Below are 23,183 nucleotides of genomic sequence, written 5' to 3'. Positions count from 1 at the left end.
CGCGGCCGGAGGCCCCGGCCCCAACGATGTGCGGGACGCAGCGCGCTGTGCAGGAGGGGCGGACGGGTCAGCCGGGGAACGCCAGGTCCCGGACGGGGCGGGTGAGCTCCTGGCTGCGCCACGAGGAACCCAGAAGCAGGTACACGCCGTTCTCGGTCTCCGCGTAGAAGGACTGCGAGTCCCCCGCGGAGAACCCGGTCAGGCCGGCGAGGGGGTTCAGGGTGCGACGGGTGCCGTCGAGGGAGATCACCTGCGGTTCGATCTTGTCCTCGGCGTCGTCGGCATAGTCGGTGACCGCCAGCGTGACGTCGTCGATCCAGAAGACGTCGCGCATGGGGACGGTCGTCTCGAGCGTCTGCGGGTCGGTGAGCGAGGACGGCACGCCGTCCTCGCCGCGCACCACGCCGGCCACGCGCAGGCTCACGGTGCCCTCCGACTCGACGAGCAGCGCCGCCCGGGCGCCGGTCGGTCCGACCTGCAGGGCGCGGATGGTCTCGTCCGACGTCAGCCAGGGGGTGCTGACCTCACGGGCGGTGCCGTCCTCCTGGTCGCCCAGCGGGACGGCCCGGATGCGGGAGGAGCTGCCGGAGTCCACCGTCCAGGCCCAGTCCAGTCCGTCCACGGTGGGGCGGGTCAGAGAGATGCCTGAGACGATCTGCTTCAGGGTGCCCTCGGTGTCCGCACGGTACATCTGCGTGCGATCGGAGGTGAGGAACACGAAGTCGGTGCGGGCACGGTTCATCGCAGGCTCGACCGGGTCGAGCGCCGAGACGTTGCGGAGCCCGCCGACCGGGGTCACGCTGAGGCCCTGGAAGAAGGCGAGCGTCCGGTTGGTCGGGTCGACGCCGACCTGGACGGTGCCCTTCGAGGGGTTCACCTCGACGGGCTCGAGATGGTCCGCCTCGCCCTCCACCGCCAGCGGGTCCAGGTCCACGGTGACCTCGACGCTCTCGACGGTGCTCAGGCCCTCGAGGGTCATCTCGATCTGCTGGCGCAGCCGCTCGCGGCGGTCGGAGTCCATGCCGTCCACCGTCGAGGCGGCGAGGTCGACGGAGGCGACGCCGTCGGTCACCGGGACGGTCGGGCGGGACAGCTGGGAGCCGCTGCCGGCGGGGAAGGCCGAGACGACGGCGCCGCCGAGGGGCTCCGCGGGCCCTGCCAGCAGGGCCCGGGTCATCGCCGCGGCAGTGGTGCCCCGGTTGATGAACCAGCGCACGTCCGGCACGGCATAGGTGAAGGTCGGGTCGAAGAAGTACAGCTCGTGCGGCGCATAGATTGCGGCGAACTGGGAGCCGGAGAGCATCGTCCCGTCCTCGGCGGCGCTGATGCGGCGCTGCCCGTCGACGTCGGTGACGGTCAGCTCCCAGGCCTCGGTGGTGCCGGAGGGCACCGCGGTCCTGATGCCGTTCTGGTCCACGATGGAGTCGATCTCCACCTGGACGAGGTAGGTGCCGTCCTCGTCCACGCGGGTGACGGTCGGCTGCGAGGAGTAGACCACCGTGCGGCGGTGGGGGTCCCAGTCCGCGGAGGCGTCGCCGGTCAGGTACTGGCGGGCGATCGCGTAGTCGTCCTGGGCACCGACTCCGGCGGCGAGGAAACCTCGGATGATCTCGGGGGCCTCGGCGTCGCGCACCGGACCGGCCGGGACGTACAGCGGAACGTCCTGCTCCTGCTCGGCGCCTGCCAACGGTGGGGAGGTGCCCACCGGGGAGGACGTCGGCACCTGCGCGCACGCGGACAGGGCCAGGGAGGCGGCGGCCAGCACGGCGAGGGCGAGCCGGCGGCGCCCGGCGGCGGTCTCTGCGGTCATCGTGGGTCCTCCTCTCGGGACGTGTCGCGCAGCGCCTGCTCCTGCGTGCGGTCGATCTCACCGGTGTCCACGTCCTCGTCCGGACCCACCGGGTCAGGACGGTCGACCCCGGCGTCCATGAGCGGCCGGTGGGGGTCTGAGGCGAGGCGGCGCTCGCGGACGTCGTAGACGGGCGGCAAGGCCAGGGCAGCGTGGTCCACCATCGTCTCCTCGGAGTGCGGGACGCCGGCCGGGGGCTGGTCGCACGGGACCGTGAGCAGGAAGCAGGAGCCGACGCCCAGCTCGCCCCAGGCGGCGAGGCTGCCGCCGTGGATGCGGGTGTCCTCGGTGGCGATGGACAGGCCGAGCCCGGAGCCGCCCGTGGTGCGGGTGCGGGCCGGGTCGGCGCGCCAGAAGCGGTCGAAGACGCGTTCGACCTGCTCGGCGGACATCCCGATGCCGTGGTCCACCACACCGACGGAGACGACCTCGCCGTCTCCGGAGACCACGACGTCCACGGGGTGGCCCTCGGCGTGCTCGATGGCGTTGTTCACGAGGTTGCGGACGATGCGCTCGATGCGGCGGGGGTCCACGCGGGCCAGGAAGCTGGAGCCCTGCGGGACCACGAAGACCTCCACTCCGGCGCGGTCGGCCAGGGGCTGTGAGGTGAGGATGACGTCGTTGCAGAGCGCGAAGAGGTCGGTCTCCTCGAGGGCGAGCATGGCGGCGCCGGCGTCGAAGCGGGTGATCTCGAGCAGGTCGGCCAGCATCGCCTGGAAGCGGTCCACCTGGTGGTAGAGCAGCTCGGTGGATCGGCGGTTCACCGGGTCGAAGTCGTCTCGGGAGCCGTAGAGGACGTCGGCGGCCATGCGCACGGTGGTGAGCGGGGTGCGCAGCTCGTGGGAGACGTCGGAGACGAAGCGCTGCTGCATCTGGGACAACTGGGCCAGCTGGGTGATCTGGTCCTGGATGTTGTCTGCCATGCGGTTGAAGGAGGTTCCGAGGCGGGCGACCTCGTCCTCGCCGTGCACCGGCATGCGGACCTCGAAATTGCCGCGGGAGAGGGTCTCGGCGGCCAGGGAGGCCTGCTGCACGGACTGCACCACGAGGCGGATCACTGCGGCGGAGACCACCACGTTGAGCAGCACGAAGCCGGAGCCGAAGAGCATGAGCACGCGCAGCACGGAGTCCAGCGAGTTCTGCACGTCGGAGAGGTCGTAGACCAGGTAGAGGGAGTAGCCGGAACCGGGCGGGAGGATCACCTGGGTGCCGAAGGCCAGTGCCGGATGGACCGTCCCTCCTTCGTCCTTCATCGCCATATGGGCGTAGTAGACGCCGGTGCCGGCGGCGACGGCGGACTTGAGGTCGGCGGGGATCGATTCCGAGTCCAGCTGCGAGGAGGAGACGCGGCCGATGTCGGCCGAGTCCGTGTCCGGCAGGGGCTCGAGCATGAACCGGCGGCCGAGCGTGGAGGAGTCGCCCTCGAGGGAGCGCAGGGTCTGGGACACCATGACGTCGGTCAGCGGCGTCTCGGGGGTCCCGGCCAGGGCGAAGGTGTCGCGGACCTGGGCCAGGGATCGGTTCGCATCGACCTCGATCTGCTCGAAGCGGGCCTCGACGAGCGCGTCGGAGATCTGCTGGGCGAAGAAGAGGGCGAGCAGCCCCGAGGCCACGAAGGTGAGCACACCCACCATGATGGAGGTGCGCAGCTGCAGCGACCGCCGCCACGCGCGCCGCAGCCGGTGGAGCCAGTGCAGCGGGTTCAGCCGGGAGTGCCGGACCGGCTCGGGCTCGGCGACGACCGGGACGGCCCCGGCGGCCGGCAACGTGCGGGTGTCCCGTTCCTCCTGGTCCAGGGCCTGGGCCACGGCCTCAGCCCTGGCCGGCCTTGTATCCGACGCCGCGGACGGTGAGCACGACGGTCGGGTTCTCCGGGTCCGGCTCGACCTTGGAGCGCAGGCGCTGCACGTGGACGTTCACCAGGCGGGTGTCGGCCTGGTGGCGGTAGCCCCAGACCTCCTCCAGGAGCATCTCGCGGCTGAAGACCTGCCAGGGTTTGCGGGCGAGGGCGACGAGCAGGTCGAACTCGAGCGGGGTCAGGGAGATGACCTCGTCCCCGCGGCGGACCTGGTGGCCGGCCACGTCGATGTCCAGGCCGCCGATCTTCAGGGTTTCGGGGGCACGGGAGTCGCCCTCGCGCAGGCGGGCGCGGACACGGGCCACGAGCTCGGCGGGCTTGAACGGCTTGGGGACGTAGTCGTCGGCGCCGGACTCGAGGCCGCGCACCACGTCCGCGGTGTCGGACTTGGCGGTGAGCATGACGATCGGCACGTCGGACTCGGCACGGATGAGCTTGCAGACCTCGATGCCGTCGATGCCCGGCAACATGAGGTCGAGCAGGACGAGGTCCGGGCGCACCGCGCGGAAGGTGGGCAGCGCGGAGGAACCGTCCTTCACGAACGCCGGCTCGAAGCCGTCGTTGCGCAGGACGATGCCGATCATCTCGGCCAGGGCCTCGTCGTCGTCCACGACCAGGATGGTGGCTCGGCTCATCTGGGCCTCCTCTGCTAGTCCTCTGCTGGTCCCCTGCGCCTGTGCACGGGATGCCTCGGCAGGACCTGCCCGGCCCCGCCCGATGTCTGTGGGCCAGCTTATCGTCCCCTGGCCGGGCAGCCCGTCACCGTGCTCTGGGACGGACCTGCAGCATCAGCCGGCCAGGTCTGTGCGGCGGTCCTCGAGCTCGTCCGCGGCCTGCGCCGTCCGGCGCAGCGCTTCCTTCCCGACGACGGCCGGCCCCATCATGGTCCAGCCGACGGTCAGCGCGGGGTCCAGTCCGACGCGTTCGACGTCCCGCATCAGCGCCGCGGGTCCGCGGCCGGCCATGTGCCGGATCGCCAGCGGTCGGCCGACCTCGCTCCAGCCGCCGACGACGTCCCAGGCGGCGGGGCCGGCAGGGACGTCCGGGTCCGGGGCGTCCAGGGCCACGCCCACGGTCTGGGCGGCCGAGCCGCTGCGTCCGTCGTCCGCAGCGGGGGCAACCGGCGTCGGCAGGGCCTCGGAGGCCAGCAGAGCCAGCTCGGCCGGGCCGGGGCCCTCCTCCGCGGAGCAGCCACGACGGCCGGCGTCGATCCACACCTGCGCGGGCGCGGCACCCGAGGCCCGGGCCTCCTCGCCGGCGAGGACGGCCAGGGCCGCCCGCCAGTGGGTCCGGGCCTCGTCACGGGGCACGGAGCGCACGGTGCGGTACCCGGACGCGGTGGGCAGGGCTCCGGCGAGCACCGCGGCGGCCAGGGGCTCGTCGATCCACAGGGCTGTGCGGCGGGCACCGGCCTCGGTGCGAAGCCGAGACAGCAGACCTGCCACGCCCTCGTTCCAGGCCGCGGCCACGTCCCGGCGGGCACCGGCGTCCACCGCCACACGCTCGCCGCCGGGCAGCCACAGGCTCCCGAGCAGACTCAGCGGCCCGACGACGCGGACGGCGAGACGGTCGATCCCGATCCCCTCGGCGCCGGCAGTGTCCGCCAGACGGTGCAGGTCCTCGGACAGGTGCGCGGTGGCACGGCGATGGTCCATGCCGTTGCTCCGGGCCCCGGGCGGGCTGATGCGCCAGCCGTGCGGCTGCAGGTCCACGGCGAGGTCCGGCAGCAGGGCGGCGGTGCGGCCGACCGGTTCGGCCCCGGGCCCACGGTCCGGCAGCTCGGGCAGCAGCGGCCAGTGCGCGTCCCCCGCCTCGCCGAGGGTGGCCAGGGCCGCCTCGGCCGCGTTCAGGCCCCGCCAGGTGCCGCCCACGAGGGCACGCACCCGTCCCGGCTCCGCCGGCTCGGCCGACGGGGCGAGCCCGTACCGCGAGGCCTGTGCCTGATCCACCGCCAGGGACGAGCCGGCGGCGCGTGCCGTCGTCAGGGCGGGATCAGTCGTCATGACCGGCCTGCCCGTCATGCTCCTCTTCGGCGATCGCCTGGTGGTGGCGGATGACCTCGGCGATGACGAAGTTGAGGAACTTCGCGGCGAACTCGGGCTCGAGGTCGGCGTCCTCGGCGAGCGCCCTCAAGCGTGCGATCTGGGCCGTCTCACGACCGGGGTCTGAGGGCGGCAGCTCGTGCTCGGCCTTGAGCCGGCCCACGCGCTGGGTGAACTTGAAGCGCTCGGCGAGCAGGTAGACCAGGGACGCGTCGATGTTGTCGATGCTCCCGCGGATCGCATAGAGCTCCTGAAGGACGGCCGGCTCCGTGGAACCGGCGAGGGAGCTGGCGTGGGGGTCGTACTGCGCGCTCATGCCAGCCACCCTACAAACGGCGGGCGGCCCGGTCCTGGCCGTCTCACTGCGCGGGCCGGTCTCGGTCCGGCTCCGCTGTCCGTTCCCCGTCCGGTCCCGGCGCCTCGTCCAGGGCCCGGTTGCGGGCGCGGTCGATCGTGACCTGGCCCAGCACGCGGGTGCCGCGGTAGAGCACGGCGGTCTGGCCCGGCGCCACGCCCCGCAGCGGGCGTTCCGGCCGGATCAGCCAGCGCTCGCCGCCGTCGTCCACCCGGGCGAGGGCCGGGACGATCTCCCCGTGGGCGCGGAACTGCAGGTGGCAGTCGAACCAGTCCCCCGCCGCGGCCTCGGGCAGCGGTGCACCGGCCCAGGTGGGGCGGATGCCCTCGATGCGATCCACGTCCAGCAGCTCGCGGCCGCCGACCACCACGGTGTTCTCCTTCGGCCGCACCTCCAGCACGAAGCGCGGCTTCCCGTCCGGGGCGGGGCGGCCGATGGCCAGGCCCTTGCGCTGGCCCACGGTGTAGGCCTGGGCGCCGGTGTGGGTGCCGAGGCGCTCGCCGTCGGTGCCGAGGATGGCCCCGGGGGCCAGGTCGATGCGCTCGGCGAGCCAGCCGCGGGTGTCCCCGTCGGGGATGAAGCAGATGTCGTGGGAGTCGGGCTTCTGCGCCACGGACAGCCCGCGCTCGGCGGCCTCGGCACGGACGAGCTCCTTGGAGGGGGTGTCGGCCAGCGGGAAGAGGCAGTGCTCGAGCTGTTCGGCGGTGAGGACGCCGAGGACGTAGGACTGGTCCTTGGCGTCGTCGGCGGCGCGGTGCAGCTCCGGGGTGCCGTCCGGGCCGGGGCGCACGGCGGCGTAGTGGCCGGTACAGACGGCGTCGAAGCCGAGCTGCAGGGCCCGCTCGAGCAGCGCGGCGAACTTGATCTTCTCGTTGCAGCGCATGCAGGGGTTCGGGGTGCGGCCCGCGGCGTACTCGGCCACGAAGTCGTCCACCACGTCCTCCTTGAACCTCTCGGAGAAGTCCCAGGTGTAGAACGGGATGCCGAGCCGCTCGCAGGCGCGCCACGCGTCCGAGGCGTCCTCGATGGTGCAGCAGCCGCGGGAGCCGGTGCGCAGGGTGCCGGGCATGCGGGACAGCGCCAGGTGCACGCCCACCACCTCGTGGCCGGCGTCCACGGCGCGGGCGGCGGCGACGGCCGAGTCCACTCCCCCGGACATGGCGGCCAGGACCTTCACGGGCGGACCCCTCTCTCGACGACGGACGGGCGGTCCAGTCTAGACGCCCGGCCCCAGCAGCGTCCGCAGCGCGTCGATGAGCGCGGCCACGTCTGCCGCGGTGCTGGTCCGGCCGAGGGTGAACCGCTGGGTGGCCCGTGCGTCGGCCTCCGTCCGCCCCGGCAGGGCCGCGACCACGTGCGACGGCTCGGCCACCCCGGCGGTGCACGCCGACCCGGACGAGGTGTCCAGTCCGGCCATGTCGAAAGAGAACAGCAGCGCGTCCGCCGTCCGGTCCGGCACGGTGATGTGGATGTTGCCGGGCAGCCGGCGCGTCCCCGGCGGCAGCGGCGTCCCCGTCGCCGGGTCGAGGTCCCGCGGCCCGGTCAGGCGCACCCCGTCCAGGGCGTCGACGGCGGCGATCACCTCGTCCCGCAGCGCACCCAGCCGGGCGGCCTCGGCGGGCTGCTCCGCGACGGCCTCCGCCACGGCGGCCGCGAGCGCCGCGGCCAGGGCCACCGACACCGTGCCCGAGCGCAGGCGGCGTTCCTGGCCTCCGCCGTGCAGCACCGCCTCCAGCGTGACGTCCCGGCGCACCAGCAGGGCGCCGACACCCACGGGGGCGCCGACCTTGTGGCCCGAGACGGCCAGACTCGCGGCCCCGGACGCGGCGAAGTCCACGGGCACGGCCCCGAGGGCCTGGACGGCGTCGGTGTGCATCGGAACCGCGTGGTCGGCCGCGAGCCGGGCGGCCTCGGCCACGGGCTGGACTGTGCCGATCTCGTTGTTGGCCCACATCAGCGTGGCCAGGGCGGTCTGCTCGGGCGCGGCCGCCAGCGCGGTCTCCCATGCGGCGAGGTCGACCCGCCCGTCGTCGTCGACCGGGACGAGCACCGGCTCGGCGTCCTCGTGCGAGGCGAGCCAGTCCACCACGTCGAGGACCGCGTGGTGCTCGATGCCGGTCAGCACGATGCGCGTGCGCTCCGGCGCCGCGGCGCGGCGGGCCCGGTAGAGCCCCTGGACGGCGAGGTTGTCCGCCTCGGTGCCCCCGGACGTGAGGATCACCTCGGTGGGGTGCGCCCCGAGCGCCGCGGCGATGCGCTCCCGCGCCTGCTCGAGGCACAGCTTCGCCCGGCGGCCGGAGGCGTGGAGGGAGGCCGGGTTGCCCGGCAGCGCGGCCGCCTCGGTCAGGGCCTTCAGCGCGGCCGGCCGCACCGCCGTGGTGGCGGCGTGGTCCAGGTGCACGCGGTCCGGGGTGGTCACCCGGCCAGTCTAGGAGCCGCGCCCGGCGTGGCCGAGCACGCCCCAGGGTCCGGTCGCCCCAGCGGGGGCGGACAGCGGCCGAGCGAGGCGCGCAGGGACGGGGACCAGGGCGAGGGGCACGCCACCCCCGGGGCACACAGCCCTTTCGGGTCGCACGGTCCCCGTGCGGTGCGGATGGTTGAATGAACGGGTGCTCTTCCCCGTCCCCGCCCTGAAGCATCCCGTGCACCGGTTCGCCCACACGGAGGTGGACCTGCGCACCCGCGTGCTCGTGATGGCGGTGGTCAACCGGACCCCGGACTCCTTCTACGACGCCGGGGCGACCTTCGCCTTCGATGCCGCCGTGGACGCCGCCCGCGCCGCCGCGGCCGACGGCGCCGACTGGCTGGACGTCGGCGGCGTGCCCTTCGCCCCGGGCGAGGAGCTGGACCCTGCCGAGGAGGCCGAGCGCGTCGCCCCGCTGATCGCCGCCCTGCGTGCCGGAGACGGCGGCGTGCACGGCGGCGAGGAGGCCGCCCGCGCGATCCTCTCCGCGGACACCTTCCAGCCGGCGGTCGCGGCGGCGGCCCTCGAGGCCGGCGCGGACGTCGTCAACGACACCTCCGGCCTCTACTACCCGGACCTCGGCCGCGTCGCCGCCGAGCACGGCGCCCACCTCGTGGTCACCCACTCGCTGGCCCACCTCACCGGGCCGCGCACCGTGGTGCCCCGCCCGCAGTACTCCGACGTGGTGGCCGAGGTGCGCGAGCAGCTGCTGCGCACCGTTGACCGCGCCGTGTCCCTGGGCGTGGCGCCGGAGAAGATCATCGTGGACCCGGGCCACGACCTGAACAAGACCACCGTGCACACCCTCGAGGTCACCCGTCGCCTGGAGGAGATCGCGGACCTGGGCTTCCCCGTGCTGGCCGCGGTCTCCAACAAGGACTTCGTGGGCGAGTCGCTTCACCGACCGAAGTCCCAGCGTCTCGCCGGGTCCCTGGCCGCCGCCGTGGCCTGCGTGGCCGGCGGCGCACGCATCCTGCGCATGCACCAGGTCCGCCCCTCCGTGGACGCCGCCCGCATGGTCGAGTGCATCGCAGGCTGGCGCGACCCCGTCCTGGCCGTCCACAACACCGGGGACCTGAATCGGGATCCCGACCTTTCCGCCGTGGCCGCGGACGAGGACTGGGAGCCCCGCGCATGAGGGCGCTGACCGGAACCGGGCAGGCCCTGACGGACGAGGACCTGCTCGCGCTCTACGCCGCGCCGCGCCGGCTCCGCGGCGCTCTGGACGGCCCGCGCTCCACCGGATCCGCAGGGCACGACCCTCTCTCCGCCCGGCCCGCCGACCGCCCGTGGACGCGGATGATGTTCATCTCCTCCGCGGACGGCGCCGCCGCTGTGGACGGCCGGTCCGGCGGCCTCGGCAGCCCGGCCGATCACCGGGTCTTCGACCTGGCCCGCAGGGATGCCGACGTGATCCTCGTGGGCGCGGGGACCGTCCGTGCGGAGGGCTACGACGGACCGCTGGTGGACGCCGAGGCCTCCGCCTGGCGCACCGCCCGCGGCCTGGACGCGCACCCGGAGGTGGCCGTGGTGTCCGGCGGCCTGCACCTGGCCGCCTCCGACCCCTTCTTCCTCCGCGCCCCGCGCCGGCCTGTGGTCCTCACCTCCGCCGCCGCCCTGCGGGACCACGCCGACCGGGCCGCAGCGCTCGCCGAGGTCGCCGACGTGCTCGCCGCGGGCGAGACCGACGTGGACCCGGCGATCGCCCTGGCCCTGCTCGCCGCGCGCGGCCACCGCGTGGTCCATGGGGAAGGCGGTCCGTCCCTGTTCGGCGCCGTCGCCGCCGCCGGCCGTCTCGACGAGCTGCAGCTGAGCCTGTCCCCTGTGCTGGTCGGCGGGGACGGCCCGCGGATCCTCACGGCCGCGCAGGAGGTTGCGCTCGACCTGCACCTGGTGCACGTGCTGCACGAGGACTCGATGCTGCTGCTCCGCTACGTCGCTGCGGGCTCCGCAGACGCTCTGGAGGACGGCGCCGCCGGCGACGTGCGTCCGTCCGGGAACGACGTATGAGCGCCGCCGAGCTGGGCCCACAGACCGCGTACGAGGTGCTCGCCGTCCGCCCGGACGTGGACGCGGAACAGCTGCGCCGGGCCTACCGCCGGGCCGCCCGCCGCGCGCACCCGGACGCCGGTGGCAGCCCCGAGGCGTTCCGCCGCGTCAGCGCGGCCTGGGAGCTCGTCGGCACCGCCGAGGCCCGCCGCCGCTACGACCTCTCCCTGTCGGCCGCGGACACGCCCACCGGCCGTGCGCGCACCGGACGGGGCACGGCCGGAGGCCGCGGAGGAGGCACGACGACGGCGCGCGCCTCCGACACCTCGGCCCGCCCGGGCCCTCCCCCGCCCTCGCAGCGTCCCGTGCGCTATCTGCCGCCGATGGACACCGAGCCGGTGCCGAACGGGGTCCTGGACGCCGCCCGCTCGGCCCGCCGCTGGCACGGGGTGCCCCGGCGCCGCAGCCTGCTCCCGGACGAGCACCGCCAGCGCCGCCAGGCACGGGTGCTGCGCCTGTTGGACGCGGACGTCGCCCCGGTGCTGCCGGCCGCCCGCTTCCTCACCGGGCTCAGCCTGGGCGGACGCTTCCAGCGGGGGCTCGACGTGGACCATGCCGTGCTCTGCGGCGACCGGCTCGCACTGATCGGCTCCATGCAGGTGCCGGACGGGACCTACACCTGGGACGGGGCGAAGCTGTCCGCACACCGATCCGTCGCCTCCCCGCCGCTGATGGGCCCGGCGATGACGACGCTCCAGCGGTCCCTGCCGCAGGTGACGGTCGGCGGCTTCGTGCTGGTGATGACGGACCGGGACGAGCGCCTGGCCCCCGTGATCCGCCGCGCCCGCGGTGCCGACGACCCCGCCGCCCAGCAGGACCTGCTCACTGCGGCGCCCGCCGCCGGCCGGGACCTGGTCCGCGAGCTGCTCCTGTTCCTCGGCACCGGCAGCGCACCGGACACTGTGGACCGGGCGGCGCTCGGCCTGCTCGTGGACCAGCTGTACTGAGCCCGGCTGAGACGCCCCCAGGCGGAGGTGAAGCGGTGTCAGGAGGCGAACGGCCGTCGTCGGGAAACCCGCACGCCGGGGACGGCGGACCGGCCTACCATGAAGGGCGTGTCCGCCACCGTCCCGCCTCGCCGCACCGAGAACCCTCACCTGGCCGCCGAGCGCGCCCCCGCCCCCGGCACGCCCGGCTTCCATCTGATGTTCCACGCCCCGGAGATACCCGGGAACACGGGCAACGCCATCCGCCTGGCCGCGATCACCGGCACGAGCCTGCACCTGGTGGAGCCGCTCGGCTTCACCTTCGCGGACGCGCACCTGCGCCGCGCCGGCCTGGACTACCACGACCTCGCGGTGGTGCAGACCCATCCCGACCTCGACGCCGCCCTGGACGCCCTGCCGGAGGCCCGCGTCTTCGCCTTCACCGCCCGCGGCGACGCACGCTATGACGAGGTCGCCTACCGCCCCGGAGACGTGCTGCTCTTCGGCCGCGAGTCCACCGGGCTGCCGGACGAGGCCCTCGCCCACCCGCGCATCGCGCAGACGGTGCGTCTGCCGATGCAGCCGGCCCGCCGGTCGCTCAACCTCGCGAATGCCGCCTCAATCGTGACCTTCGAGGCGTGGCGTCAGCACGGCTTCGCCGGGTCCGCCCGCCTAGACTGACAAGACCATGGACGCGACCTGCACTGCTGAGAACGGACCCCACGACGACGCCCTGCCGTCGCTCGACGTGCTGCTCCGCCTGAGCTGCGAAGGCGACCGCGCGGCCTTCGCCGCCTTCTACGACACCACGGTGTCGTGGGTCCATGCCCTCTCCCGGTCCGTGCTGGCTTCGGAGGCCGACGCCGCCGAGGCCACCGCCCTCGTCTACCTCACCGCGTGGGACGAGGCCCCGGACACCGACCTGGACGTGACCGAGGACGACGACGTCCGCCGTCAGGAGCGCACCGTCTTCACCTGGCTGGAGGTCCTGGCCCACCGCGTGGTCACCACCCTGGCCCGCACCGACTCCCTGCCGGAGCGGGGCCACGGACTGCTGCCGGAGAACGCCGGCAAGAGCGAGGACGTCACGGCCGAGCGTCCCCTCAGCTGCGCCTCGCTCACCGATGAGCAGTACCGCGCCGTGTCCCTGGCCTGGCTCGGGGGCCGCACCTGCCGCCGCCTCGCCGAGGAGATGGGCGTCCCCGCCGCCCGTGCCAAGGAGCTCGTGCGGGACGGCGTCCAGGCCCTCGTGGCCGCCCACCGGGACGCCGAGCAGGAGCGCGGCACCCTCACGGGGCCCCTCAGCACCACCCCGCCCCGCGCCGCCGGGCTCATGGACACCGTCCGCGCAGACGTGGAGGCCGGACGAGGTCTCGAGCTGGCCGACGTCGCCGCGCTCGACGCCCTCGACGCGGACGAGCGCACGCTCGTCGAGGGATCCGTCGCCGCCCGCGGCCCGAGCGAGGGCACGCTGTGGCGTACCCGCCTGCGCGCCGCCCGCAACGCCGTCACCTGGGCGTTCCGCTCCGTCCAGGAGGAGCCGCCGTCCGAGCTGCTGGACCGCATCCTGCGCCGTCTGCCCGCCCAGGACATCGGCGTGGCGCTCGTGGACCACGACGATGTGCGGCACTCCCCCGAGGAGGAGGCCACGGGCCGCCGCCGCATGGTCGCGGTCGTCGGCATCGCGGCGCTGCTGGTGGTCGCGGCCCTGGTCACCGCCCTCGTCCTGCTGACCGGCCCGACGCTGCCGGAGAAGGTCGACCGCGCCGACGACGTCTACACGTCCACGCCGGTGGACACCCGTGACGGCGGCACCATGCAGGTGGCCACCTCGCGCGACATCGACGCCGGCTACGTCCGGCTGGAGGGCCTGCGTCCGCTGCCGCAGGGCCAGGCCTACCAGCTGTGGCTGCTCCCGAAGGACGAGTCCCAGCGGGCCCAGTCGCTGGGCGTGTTCTCCGCAGAGGACCTCACCGAGCCGGTGACCTTCCACGGCATCGACGCCCACGGGGCCGTGGGCATGACCGTGGAGCCGGAAGCCGGCGCCGAGCAGCCCTCGGACGATGTGCACTCCTCCGTGCTCCTCCGCCCGGGCAACGACGGCCCCCGTTACGGCGGCAAGTGGACGATGGACGGCTGAGGCAGCCGCCGCGGGGCGGACGGCGGTTCAGAAGGGGTCAGAAGCCGGCGATCGTGTCCGCGCCGTTGACCTCGACGAGGTGGAAGGACTCGGCCGAGCCGTCGCCCCGGCCGCCGGCCAGCGCGAACTCGTCCCGCATCTGACGGCGCACGAACGAGCGCATGCCCTCCACGTCGGGGTGCTGGGACAGGTGGGCGTCGAGCGCACGGATCTTGGCCTCCTCCAGCCCGGTGACGTCCACGGCGGTGTCCACCCGGGCGCGCGGCGCGGCGTAGAGGAGCAGATGGCGGATGCGGAAGGCCTCCAGCCCCTCGTCCCGGAGCAGCTCCGGGAAGGCGTACGGATTCTCGACGGCCGGGTAGGCGGCCCGGACGACGGCCTCGCCACAGGCCAGGTGGTCCGGGTGGGAGCGCTGCATCCGCTCCCAGTCCCGTTCGGGGTGCAGGCTGAGCACGACGTCCGGACGCACCTGCCGCATCACACGGACAAGGGCCTTCTGCACCCGATGGTTCGGCTCGAGGAAGCCGTCCCGCTCACCGAGGAAGCGGACCTGATCGATGCCCAGAACGGCGGCCGCGGCACGCTGCTCCGCATGCCGGCGGGCGGTCATGGCCTCCGGCCCCTCGGAGTCGAAGCCTCCGGCATCGCCGTCGGTGACGATGCACTGCACCACGCGCACGCCGGCGGCGGTCAGCCCTGCGAGGGTCGCGGCGGCGCCGAAGTCGAGGTCGTCGGGATGGGCGCCGACGGCGAGCGCGGTACGCCAGCCGTGGCGCGCGGCGAGGTCGGCGGGGGTCAGGAGAGTCTGCATGGCTCCCATTCTCCCCCGCCGCCCCGTGGGACGCCGCGGTGGGCGTCGGCCGGGTGCGTCCCGACGCCGGCCGGATCAGCCCTGCTGGTCGCCGGCGGCGAAGGTGACCTCGAAGGCCTGCTCCTTGCCGTCGCGGCGCACGGTCACCTCGGCCGAGTCGCCGGGCGCGAACTGGCGCACGGTGGCGGTGAGAGACTCGCTGTCCTTGACCGGATGGCCGTCCACCTCGGTGACGACGTCCCCCTGCTTCAGCCCGGCCTCGTCCGCCGGAGAGCCGGAGACGACCTCACGGACCTCGGCCCCGGCGCTGAACTGGGTGCGGGTCCTGGCGCTGCCGCCCTGGACGTCCGCCTCCGCGGGGGTCACGGAGACGCCCAGGAACGCGTGGTCCACTTCGCCTTCCTCGATGAGCTCCTGGGCGATGCGGTGGGCGTAGTCCACCGGGATGGCGAAGCCGACGCCGATGTTGCCGGACTCACCGCTCTGCCCCTGGCCACCGGCCGAGGCGATGGCCACGTTGATGCCGACCAGGTCGCCGTTGGCGTCCACGAGCGCGCCGCCCGAGTTGCCCGGGTTGATGGCGGCGTCCGTCTGCATGACATTGAGGAACACGGACCCCTGGGTCCGCTGACCGCCGCCCTGCTGCGGGAACTGGAACTCGTACGGGGATCCCTCGGAGGTGTTGTCCGGGACCTCCGAGGAGGCCACCGAGATGGTGCGGTTCAGCGTGGAGACGATGCCGTCCGTGACCGTCCCGGCCAGGCCGAGCGGGGCGCCGATGGCGACCACCTGGTCGCCGACCTGCACGTCCTCGGACGTGCCGATGCCGATCGGGGTGAGGTCCTCGGCGTCCACCTTGATGACGGCGAGGTCGGACTTCGGGTCGGTGCCGACGACCTTCGCCGCGTAGACCGAGCCGTCCGACGTCTGGACGGTCAGCTCCGCGTCGGAGGTCGTGCCGCCCATGGTGACCACGTGGTTGTTGGTCAGGATGTGGCCCTCCTCGTCCAGCACGACGCCGGAGCCGGAGCCGCTGCCGGAGCTCGCGATGGTGGAGATCGTCACGACGGAAGGGGAGGCCTTCTCGGCCGCCTTGCTCACCGTGCCGGCCTCGGCGCTGCGGTCCGCCGCACCGCTCTCACCGGACCCCTGAGCATCCTGCGGGTCCTGGGCGGCGCCGTCGCCGGTCTCGGTGCCCCGGTCCCCGTCCCCGTCCCCGCCGTCCTGCGCGGACGACGCGGCCGGCGCGCCGCCGTTCGCGAGGGCGACGGCACCGGCCCCCACGCCGCCGCCGACGAGTCCGGCGGCGAGCACACAGGCCGCCAGCAGTCCGGTGCCGACGCGCTTCGGGCTGCGTTCGCCGCTGCCCGCGGAAGGCGGGGTCTGGCCGTTGACGTCGGTCGGCGCCGGCTGCTGGGGGTACGACATGGTCCTGGTCCTCTCGTGCGTCGCCTCGGGGCTCGAGCCGCGGGGCGCCGCCGTCCGTGCTGGTGGTGTTCGCCGGGTCGGCGTGGGGTCGATGGAGTCCATGATGGAGCGGTTCTCTGGACATCTCCTGGAATCAGCCTGGAGGTCAGCCGCGGCTTCGCGGAGACATCGCTGTGCCCGCGACACGCCCGCGTCAGCTGTGGGCGGAGTATGCGTCCGATCCCTTCACCGGGGGTTTCCGCCCTGCCTAGACTGCCACCAAGCCGACGCCGCGCGTCGGACCCCGGGAAACCCGGGCATGGCCGCGGCTCCCCGACCGTCAGGAGCGTTCCGTGCAGCGACCACCTCTCCGCCGTCCCGTCCCCGTGCTCGCCCGTGCGGTCCTGGTCGGCGGCGTCGGAGCGCTCGCCGCGGCGGCCGCGACCGGGGCGCATGCGGCCATGGACGTCCCGCCCGGGACCTTCGTGGTGGACCAGGCGGACGTGCTCTCCTCCTCCGAGGAGTCCCGTCTCGAGTCCGAGGTCGCACAGCTGCGGCAGGACACCGGCGAGAGCCTCTACGTGGTCTACGTGGACCAGTTCCCGAACGGGGACAGGGCCTTCATACAGGACTTCGCGGACACCAACAGCCTGAGCACCAACGACACGGTGCTGGCGATCGCCGTGGAGACCCGCCGCTACGCGCTCGATGCCGCGGACGGATCGCAGCTGAACGCCATGCAGGACGACATCACCCGCACCTACGTGACCCCGTCGCTGCAGAAGAACACCACCGGGGACACCCCGGACTGGCTCGCCCCCGCCGTCGCCGCAGTGCAGGGCGTGGACGACGCCGCGGACGGCACCCTGGACGGCCGCGGAGAGAGCGGCCAGGAGTACACCCCGGACGGCGCCCTGCCCCAGGGCGAGGGCGGGGGCGCGACGACCGGCTCCGACTCCGGCTCCGGCGCGGCCGGAGCGCTCACCGGTGGCCTGGTGGCCGCGGGCCTGGGCGCCGGCGGCTACCTCGTGTGGAAGCGGTCACGGAAGGACCATTCCCGGACCCCGGAACGGGGACAGGTCGCCTCCGCCCCGGCGGCGCCGAAGGACCCGTTGGACGAGATGCCCCTCGAGGAGCTGCACGCGAAGGCCGGCTCGAAGCTCGTCGCCGCGGACGACGCGATCCGCTCCTCAGAACAGGAGGTGGGCTTCGCGGAGGCGGCGTACGGCGCGGACGCGATCGCCACCTTCAAGGAGGACATCGCCACGGCGAAGGAGCACATGCGCGCCTCCTTCCAGCTGCAGCAGCAGATGGAGGACGACATCCCGGACACCGAGGAGGACCAGCGCCGCTGGCTCAAGGAGATCATCGGACGCTGCGACGAGGTCGGCGCCGCCCTCGCCGCCCATCAGAAGGAGTTCGAGCAGCTCCGCGACCTGGAGAACCGCGTCCCGGACGCCCTGGGGGAGCTCGGCTCCGCCGTGCCCGCAGCGGAGGAGAAGGTGGCCGAGGCGGAGCAGACCCTCGTGCGCCTGCACTCCTCCTACGCGGACTCCGCCCTCGCCGAGGTGGGGGACAACGCGGAGCAGGCCCGTGAGCGCCTGGACTTCGTGCGGACCGCAGAGGAGAAGGCCCGGACGTCCTGGGACGCCGGGGACCGCCCCACCGCGGCCCTGGCCGTGCGCGCCGCCGAGGAGGCGCTCGACCAGGTGCGCACCCTCACCGAGGCCGTCCGCCGCGCCGAGGGCACGCTCGCCGAGACCATGGAGCACCTGCGCCAGGGCGTGGCCCAGTGCCGCCAGGATGTGGCAGAGGCCCAGGCCGTGGTGGACTCCGGCCGCAGTCCCGAGCTCGCCGGACCGACCGGCGGACTCAAGGCCGTCCTGCAGGACGTGCGCACGCAGATGGACGCCGGCCGCCCGGACCCCGTGGACCTGATCCACCGCCTCGAGGCGGCGCACCGTCAGCTCCACGCACCGCTGGCCGGTGTCCGCGACGCCCGCGAGCACGCCATGCAGGCCTCGCGCATGCTGCCCTCGGCGATCACCCACGCCCAGGGCCAGATCGACGGCACCGCAGACTTCATCTCGGCCCGCCGCGGCGCCGTCGGCCCCGAGGCCCGGTCCAAGCTCTCTGAGGCCGCCCGGACGCTCGACGCCGCCCGCGGCATGCGCACCTCGGATCCGGCCGAGGCGCTCGACGCCGCGCACCACGCCTCCGACCTGGCCGAGCGCGCCTCCGAGCTGGCCCGCCGTGACGTGACCTCGTTCGGCATGCAGTACGGCGGTGCGGGATTCGGCCAGGGCTTCGGCGGCGCCGACCGCTACCGCCGCGGCGGCTCGTCCTTCGGCTCCGGCCTGGGCGGTGCCATGCTGGGAGGCATCCTGATCAACTCGATCCTGAACTCCGGTGGCTCCTCCGGCGGCTCCGACTGGGGCGGCGGAGGATTCGGCGGACTCGGCGGCGGCGGCCTGTCCGGAGGCGACTTCGGCGGATTCGGCGACCTCTCAGGAGGCAGTTTCTGATCCGGCCGGCACACGCCGTCCCTGCGGCACGCGCCGCATGCAGTCCACCGGTCCCACGGACCGGACCGACGCCCCGTGAGGGGCCTCGGACCCGGCCCTGAGGGGGCCTGTACACGATGAACACCGAGTCGGCAGCTCACGGCGCCGGCACCACAGAAGGGAAACGCCCATGGTCAAGCAGTCCATCTTCGGCCGCATCTCCACCCTGGCGAAGGCCAACATCAACGCCATGCTGGACAAGGCCGAGGACCCGCAGAAGATGCTGGACCAGATGGTCCGGGACTACACCAACAACATCGCGGAGGCCGAGTCCGCCGTGGCCCAGACCATCGGCAACCTCCGGATGATCGAGGACGACTACCGCGAGGACCAGGACGCCGCCCGCAGCTGGGGCCAGAAGGCTCTCGCCGCCTCCCAGAAGGCCGACCAGTTCCGCTCCTCCGGTGACGAGGCGAACGCCGCCAAGTTCGACAACCTCGCCAAGGTCGCCATCGAGCGCCAGATGGATGCCGAGCGCCAGGCGAAGGCCGCCGAGCCGACCATCACCTCGCAGCGCGAGATCGTGGAGCGTCTCAAGACCGGCCTGGACCAGATGAAGGTCAAGCGCCAGCAGCTGGTGTCCAAGCGCGACGAGCTCACCGCCCGCGCGAAGTCCGCCAAGGCCCAGTCCGCCGTGGCCGACGCTGTGAAGTCCATCGACCTGCTGGACCCGACCTCCGAGGTCTCCCGCTTCGAGGAGAAGGTCCGCCGCGAGGAGGCCCGCGTGCGCGGCCAGCAGGAGCTCGCCGCCTCCTCCCTGGACTCCCAGTTCGAGTCCCTCGAGGACCTGGGCGAGCAGACCGAGGTCGAGGCCCGCCTGGCGGCCCTCAAGGCCGGCGGCTCCCAGCCGTCCGAGCTGACCTCCGGCGCCGACTCCGAGGACGCCGAGCTCTCCATGGACTACTCGGCCGAGCAGACCGAGACCGGCACCGGCACCCAGAACTGATCCGCACCGGAGGGGCCCGACGACGGCCGCTCCCCCGGACAGCCCGACGGCCCCCGGACTCCCCGGTCCGGGGGCCGCCGCACGTGCACCGTCTCCCCTGCATGCCGCGGTGCGCCGCCACCGGCATGCACAAGGCCCCCAGGACCGAAGTCCTGGGGGCCTTTCTCGTTGCGGGGGCAGGATTTGAACCTGCGACCTCCGGGTTATGAGCCCGGCGAGCTACCGAACTGCTCCACCCCGCGGCGACTTGTTCTACTTTACACACCTCCGCCGGGAGCACCAAATCGAGGGTGCCCGATCTGGGCGTGACACTGCCCACATCGGAGCGGCGGGCACCCCGCCGCGCCCGCCGCGGTCCCGTGTATCCGTCGCACGGGCCCCCGACCTCGAGCGCGTCCCCGGACGCCGGACGGCCCCGGCCCCGTCCCCGCGTGAGGCGGGAGACGGAGGGCCGGGGCCGTCGTCGGGAAGGGCGCCGCAGGCGTCAGTCCTGCGCCTTCTTGGCCTCCTCCTCGGCGGCGATCGCCGCCTCGAGGGCCTTGTTCAGGCGGTCCTGCTGCTTGCCGTACTCGGCCCAGTCGCCCTCGGCCAGCGCCTCCTCGCCGCGCTCGATGGCGTCCTGCGCCTCCTTGAGGGCCTTCTCCAGGTCGGAGCCGGCCGGGGCCGGGGTGTCGCCGCCGGTCTCACCCTCGTCGGAGCCGCCCTCGTCGGAGCCGCCGTCACCGGCCTCTCCGCCGCCGGTCTCACCCTTGTCGAACTCCTGCTGCTCCTCCGGCGTCACCGCACCCGAGTCGCCGTCGAAGACCTGGTTCAGGGCCCCCTCCAGGGTGTCCGCGAAGCCGACTTGGTCGCCGAAGGAGACGAGCACCTTGCGCAGGGTCGGGTACGAGGTGGGGCCCGAGGACCGCACGTACACCGGCTGCACATAGAGGATGCCGCCGGCCACCGGGAGGGTGATCATGTTGCCGTTGATCACGTCCGAGGCGCCCTGGCGGAGCAGGTTCAGCTCCTGGGACACGCTGTCGTTCGAGTCGAAGTTCGCCTGCGCCTGGCCCGGTCCGGGGACCGTGGTCTGGCGCGGCAGCTCGAGCAGGCGGAGCGTGCCGTAGGAGTCGCGCTTCTGGCCGTCCTCGCCGGTGCCGGCGTCGCCGTCGGCGGAGAGGAAGCCGTACAGCACGTTGCGCTGCTGCGCGCCCTGCGTGATCTGCGGGATGAAGGTCGAGGTCAGCGAGAACGCGGCCTCGTCCTGGCCCGGCATCTGCATGGTCATGTAGTACGGCGGCTGCTTCACGTTGTCGTCGTCCTGGGTCGGGTCCGAGGGGACCGACCAGGCGTCGTTGTTCTCGTAGAAGTCGTCCGCATCGGTCACGTGGTATCGGCCGAGCAGCTCACGCTGCACCTTGAACATGTCCTCCGGGTAGCGGACGTGGTCCATCAGCTCCGCGCTCATCTCGGAGTACGGGTGCATGATGTCCGGGTACACGTTCTGCCAGGCCTTCAGCAGCGGGTCCTCGGTGTCCCACGCGTAGAGCTTCACGGTGCCGTCGTAGGCGTCCACCGTTGCCTTCACGGAGTTGCGGATGTAGTTCACCTGGCCGGAGAGGTTGAACTGCTCGTTGCGGTTCAGGGCGTCGGTGGTGGCCTCGCCCAGCGCCTGTGCGGTCGAGTACGGGAACGCGTCCGAGGTGGTGTAGGCGTCCACGATCCACTGGATGCGCCCGTCCACGATCGCCGGGTAGGCGTTCGAGTCCACGGTGAGGAACGGGGCGACCTTCTGGACGCGCTCCACCGGGTCACGGTCGTACAGGATCTGCGATTCCTCGTTCACATCGGAGGACAGCACGAGCTCGGTGGAGCCGAACTTCACGGCGTAGGCGAGCTGGTTGAACAGGTTGCCCACGGACGGGCCGCCGTCGCCGGAGAAGGTGTAGGCGGTGTCCTCGCCGGAGTCGGCGGTCTGCGGGCGGTCGCGCTCCTTCGGCGCCGCGCCCTCGGGAGCGCCCACCACGGAGTACTCCGGCGAGTTGGTGCCGAAGTAGATGCGCGGCTCGTAGTCCTTCTCGTCCGCCAGCGCGCCGGTGGTGGGGATGCCGGAGAGCAGGAACTTCGGCCGGCCCTGGGCGGCCACCTCGGAGGCGTCCGCGGCCACCATGCCGTAGCCGTGGGTGTAGACGATGTGGCTGTTCACCCAGGACTGGTCCTCGCTGACGTTGACGTCGCGGACGGACACCACGGTGTCGCGGGTCTCCCCCTCGATCTCGTAGCGGTCCACGTGCAGCGTGTCGGGGAAGGTGTAGTACGGGCGGAACTGCTGGAGCTGGCCGTAGGTCTGCGAGAGCAGGTTCGGATCCATCAGGCGGATGTTCGCGGTGTTCGCGGACTCGCCCGCCAGCGCGCCGGCCTCGGCGTCGGTGGCGCCCTCGTAGTTCGTGGTCTCGACGTCATGCAGGCCATAGGCCTCGCGGGTCATCTCGATGTTGCGCTTGATGTACTCGGCCTCGAGGGAGCGCTCGGACGGCTGCACCTGGTACTGCTGCACCAGGAACGGGTAGCCGGCGCCCACCACGAGCGAGGTGATCACCAGGACCGCGGTGCCCACCAGGGCGACGCGCCAGCGGCCGTTGAGGATGGTCACCACGAACAGGGCGGCCACGATCACCGCGGTCACCGCGAGGATCGCGGAGGTCGGGATCACGGCGTGCACGTCCGTGTACAGGGCGCCGGCCCAGCCGCCGTCCTGCGACTGCAGGGTGCGGTAGCGGGCGAGCCAGTAGTTCACACCCTGCAGGAGCAGGAACAGCGCGGCGAAGACGCCCACATGGATGCGGGCGGGCTTCTCCACGGTCACGCCGCCGCGCTCCTCCACGCGGATCGAGCCGTAGAGGTAGTGGACCAGCAGGCCGGCGATGCCGGCCACCAGGGTCACGGAGATCAGGAAGCTGACCAGCATGCCGAGGAACGGCAGGGTGGCCAGGTAGAAGCTGATGTCCATGCCGAACTGCGGATCCTGCTTGCCGTAGGGCTCCTGGTTCAGGAACAGCAGGACCGTCTGCCAGCCGTTCATGGCGGCGGAGCCGGCGAACAGGCCGACCACCACGGGAACGGCGACGAACACCAGGCGGCGCATCGGCTCGAGCTGCCGCTGGTACTGGCTCAGCGAGTCGCGGCCGGCCGAGGGCGCCTTCTGCGGGCGGCCCTTCCAGGCCAGGCGCACGGACAGCCACACGGCCGCGGCCATGACGACCGCGGCGACCGCGAACAGGGCCACACGGGTCCAGATCTCCGTCCAGAACACATCCGCGAAGCCGATCTGGTTGAACCAGAGGATCTCGGTGTAGACGCCGGTGAAGAGCACGAAGAGCCCCACCAGCACGACCACGGAGATCAGGGTGAGCACCAGGGCGCTCGGACGACCCGGTCGACGGGACTGCCCACCCTTCCGGGCACCGCCGCCCTCGCCCCCGTCGCCTCCGCCGAAGGGGCCGCGGCCCGCTCCTCCGCGGCCGCCGGCGCCGTCACCGTCGTCGCCGCGGCCGCCGAACGGGTTGAAGGGCCCGAAGGCGCCGAACGGTCCGTCGTTCCCCTTCCCCGGCGATCCGCCGGATCCTCCCTGATGCGGCGGGCCTCCGAAGGGCCCGCTTCCTGACTGTCCGAAGCTCACTCGTCTCCTCTGTGGTGCTTCCCGTCCCGCCGCCTGCGGGACTCGTGCTGATGGTCTCGGCGCCCCGTCCGTCCGACGGGGACTCCGTGGTGCCGGTGCGGGGCTGCGCGG

17 protein-coding genes and 1 tRNA gene are annotated in these 23,183 nt (G+C 73.3%); 7 read left to right on the top strand and 11 right to left on the bottom strand.

All coding sequences use genetic code 11. The annotated features are described in order from the left end of the window. Window positions 1-67: 67 nt before the first annotated feature. From HMPREF2863_RS02980 to HMPREF2863_RS02950, 7 genes are all read right to left on the bottom strand, one after another. Complete coding sequence (locus HMPREF2863_RS02980; RefSeq protein WP_070637760.1) at window positions 68-1,810, bottom strand: LpqB family beta-propeller domain-containing protein; 1,743 nt, start codon at window positions 1,808-1,810, stop codon at window positions 68-70. Next, the gene (gene mtrB, locus HMPREF2863_RS02975) at window positions 1,807-3,657 is read right to left on the bottom strand and encodes an MtrAB system histidine kinase MtrB (RefSeq protein ID WP_070637758.1); all 1,851 of its coding nucleotides are present in this window, start codon (window positions 3,655-3,657) and stop codon (window positions 1,807-1,809) included. Before mtrB ends, HMPREF2863_RS02980 begins: the two co-directional genes overlap by 4 nt. Before the next feature lie 4 nt (window positions 3,658-3,661). Further along, window positions 3,662-4,342 carry an MtrAB system response regulator MtrA gene (gene mtrA / locus HMPREF2863_RS02970; protein WP_067191275.1) on the bottom strand — a complete coding sequence of 227 codons (681 nt, stop codon included), beginning with the start codon at window positions 4,340-4,342 and terminating at the stop codon, window positions 3,662-3,664. Window positions 4,343-4,495: 153 nt separating this feature from the next. Then, window positions 4,496-5,710: a hypothetical protein gene (locus tag HMPREF2863_RS02965; RefSeq protein ID WP_141756345.1), complete on the bottom strand. Its 1,215-nt coding sequence runs from the start codon at window positions 5,708-5,710 to the stop codon at window positions 4,496-4,498. Beyond that, window positions 5,700-6,065 carry a chorismate mutase gene (locus tag HMPREF2863_RS02960; protein WP_070637756.1) on the bottom strand — a complete coding sequence of 122 codons (366 nt, stop codon included), beginning with the start codon at window positions 6,063-6,065 and terminating at the stop codon, window positions 5,700-5,702. The genes HMPREF2863_RS02965 and HMPREF2863_RS02960 overlap by 11 nt, the downstream gene beginning before the upstream one ends. A gap of 43 nt (window positions 6,066-6,108) precedes the next feature. Beyond that, complete coding sequence (gene mnmA / locus HMPREF2863_RS02955) at window positions 6,109-7,281, bottom strand: tRNA 2-thiouridine(34) synthase MnmA (protein ID WP_070637754.1); 1,173 nt, start codon at window positions 7,279-7,281, stop codon at window positions 6,109-6,111. A 39-nt stretch (window positions 7,282-7,320) separates the two neighbouring features. Then, window positions 7,321-8,523, bottom strand: coding sequence for a cysteine desulfurase family protein (locus HMPREF2863_RS02950; protein ID WP_070637752.1), 1,203 nt, complete (start codon window positions 8,521-8,523; stop codon window positions 7,321-7,323). A 190-nt stretch (window positions 8,524-8,713) separates the two neighbouring features. On the opposite strand from HMPREF2863_RS02950, the gene folP reads away from it, so the two are divergent. The 5 genes from folP to HMPREF2863_RS02925 all read left to right on the top strand — a co-directional run bounded on the left by folP (window position 8,714) and on the right by HMPREF2863_RS02925 (window position 13,683). Continuing rightward, window positions 8,714-9,706, top strand: coding sequence for a dihydropteroate synthase (gene folP / locus HMPREF2863_RS02945; RefSeq protein WP_246828807.1), 993 nt, complete (start codon window positions 8,714-8,716; stop codon window positions 9,704-9,706). Then, window positions 9,703-10,578 carry a dihydrofolate reductase family protein gene (locus HMPREF2863_RS02940; protein WP_070637748.1) on the top strand — a complete coding sequence of 292 codons (876 nt, stop codon included), beginning with the start codon at window positions 9,703-9,705 and terminating at the stop codon, window positions 10,576-10,578. Before folP ends, HMPREF2863_RS02940 begins: the two co-directional genes overlap by 4 nt. Then, entirely contained in the window at window positions 10,575-11,564 is a 990-nt protein-coding gene (locus HMPREF2863_RS02935) for a DnaJ domain-containing protein (protein ID WP_070637746.1), read from the top strand. Before HMPREF2863_RS02940 ends, HMPREF2863_RS02935 begins: the two co-directional genes overlap by 4 nt. A gap of 198 nt (window positions 11,565-11,762) precedes the next feature. After that, window positions 11,763-12,224, top strand: coding sequence for a tRNA (cytidine(34)-2'-O)-methyltransferase (locus HMPREF2863_RS02930; RefSeq protein WP_070637820.1), 462 nt, complete (start codon window positions 11,763-11,765; stop codon window positions 12,222-12,224). 7 nt (window positions 12,225-12,231) lie between these two features. Continuing rightward, window positions 12,232-13,683 carry an anti-sigma factor domain-containing protein gene (locus tag HMPREF2863_RS02925; RefSeq protein WP_070637744.1) on the top strand — a complete coding sequence of 484 codons (1,452 nt, stop codon included), beginning with the start codon at window positions 12,232-12,234 and terminating at the stop codon, window positions 13,681-13,683. A gap of 37 nt (window positions 13,684-13,720) precedes the next feature. Here the strand turns inward: HMPREF2863_RS02925 and HMPREF2863_RS02920 are convergent, their stop codons facing one another. Beyond that, the gene (locus tag HMPREF2863_RS02920) at window positions 13,721-14,494 is read right to left on the bottom strand and encodes a PIG-L deacetylase family protein (RefSeq protein ID WP_070637742.1); all 774 of its coding nucleotides are present in this window, start codon (window positions 14,492-14,494) and stop codon (window positions 13,721-13,723) included. 75 nt (window positions 14,495-14,569) lie between these two features. Further along, window positions 14,570-15,922: a S1C family serine protease gene (locus HMPREF2863_RS02915; protein ID WP_070637740.1), complete on the bottom strand. Its 1,353-nt coding sequence runs from the start codon at window positions 15,920-15,922 to the stop codon at window positions 14,570-14,572. Between the two features lie 332 nt (window positions 15,923-16,254). Here HMPREF2863_RS02915 and HMPREF2863_RS02910 point away from each other — a divergent pair, with 332 nt between their 5' ends. Both HMPREF2863_RS02910 and HMPREF2863_RS02905 read left to right on the top strand, forming a co-directional pair. Continuing rightward, window positions 16,255-18,426, top strand: coding sequence for a TPM domain-containing protein (locus HMPREF2863_RS02910; protein ID WP_070637738.1), 2,172 nt, complete (start codon window positions 16,255-16,257; stop codon window positions 18,424-18,426). Window positions 18,427-18,595: 169 nt separating this feature from the next. Continuing rightward, window positions 18,596-19,411, top strand: a complete 816-nt coding sequence (locus tag HMPREF2863_RS02905; protein WP_067189077.1) for a PspA/IM30 family protein — start codon at window positions 18,596-18,598, stop codon at window positions 19,409-19,411. A 168-nt stretch (window positions 19,412-19,579) separates the two neighbouring features. On the opposite strand, the gene HMPREF2863_RS02900 is transcribed toward HMPREF2863_RS02905, so the two are convergent. Next, window positions 19,580-19,653 (bottom strand) — tRNA-Met (locus HMPREF2863_RS02900). A 242-nt stretch (window positions 19,654-19,895) separates the two neighbouring features. After that, window positions 19,896-22,808 (bottom strand): UPF0182 family membrane protein, encoded by a 2,913-nt coding sequence (locus HMPREF2863_RS02895; RefSeq protein ID WP_067189100.1) that lies wholly within the window; start codon window positions 22,806-22,808, stop codon window positions 19,896-19,898. Window positions 22,809-23,183: the final 375 nt, after the last annotated feature.

It is taken from the genome of Micrococcus sp. HMSC067E09, from assembly GCF_001812555.1.
GTDB classification, from domain to species: Bacteria; Actinomycetota; Actinomycetes; order Actinomycetales; family Micrococcaceae; genus Micrococcus; species Micrococcus lylae.
Note: the sequence above shows the minus strand (reverse complement) of the source record. Positions and strands in the feature narration are given on the sequence as shown.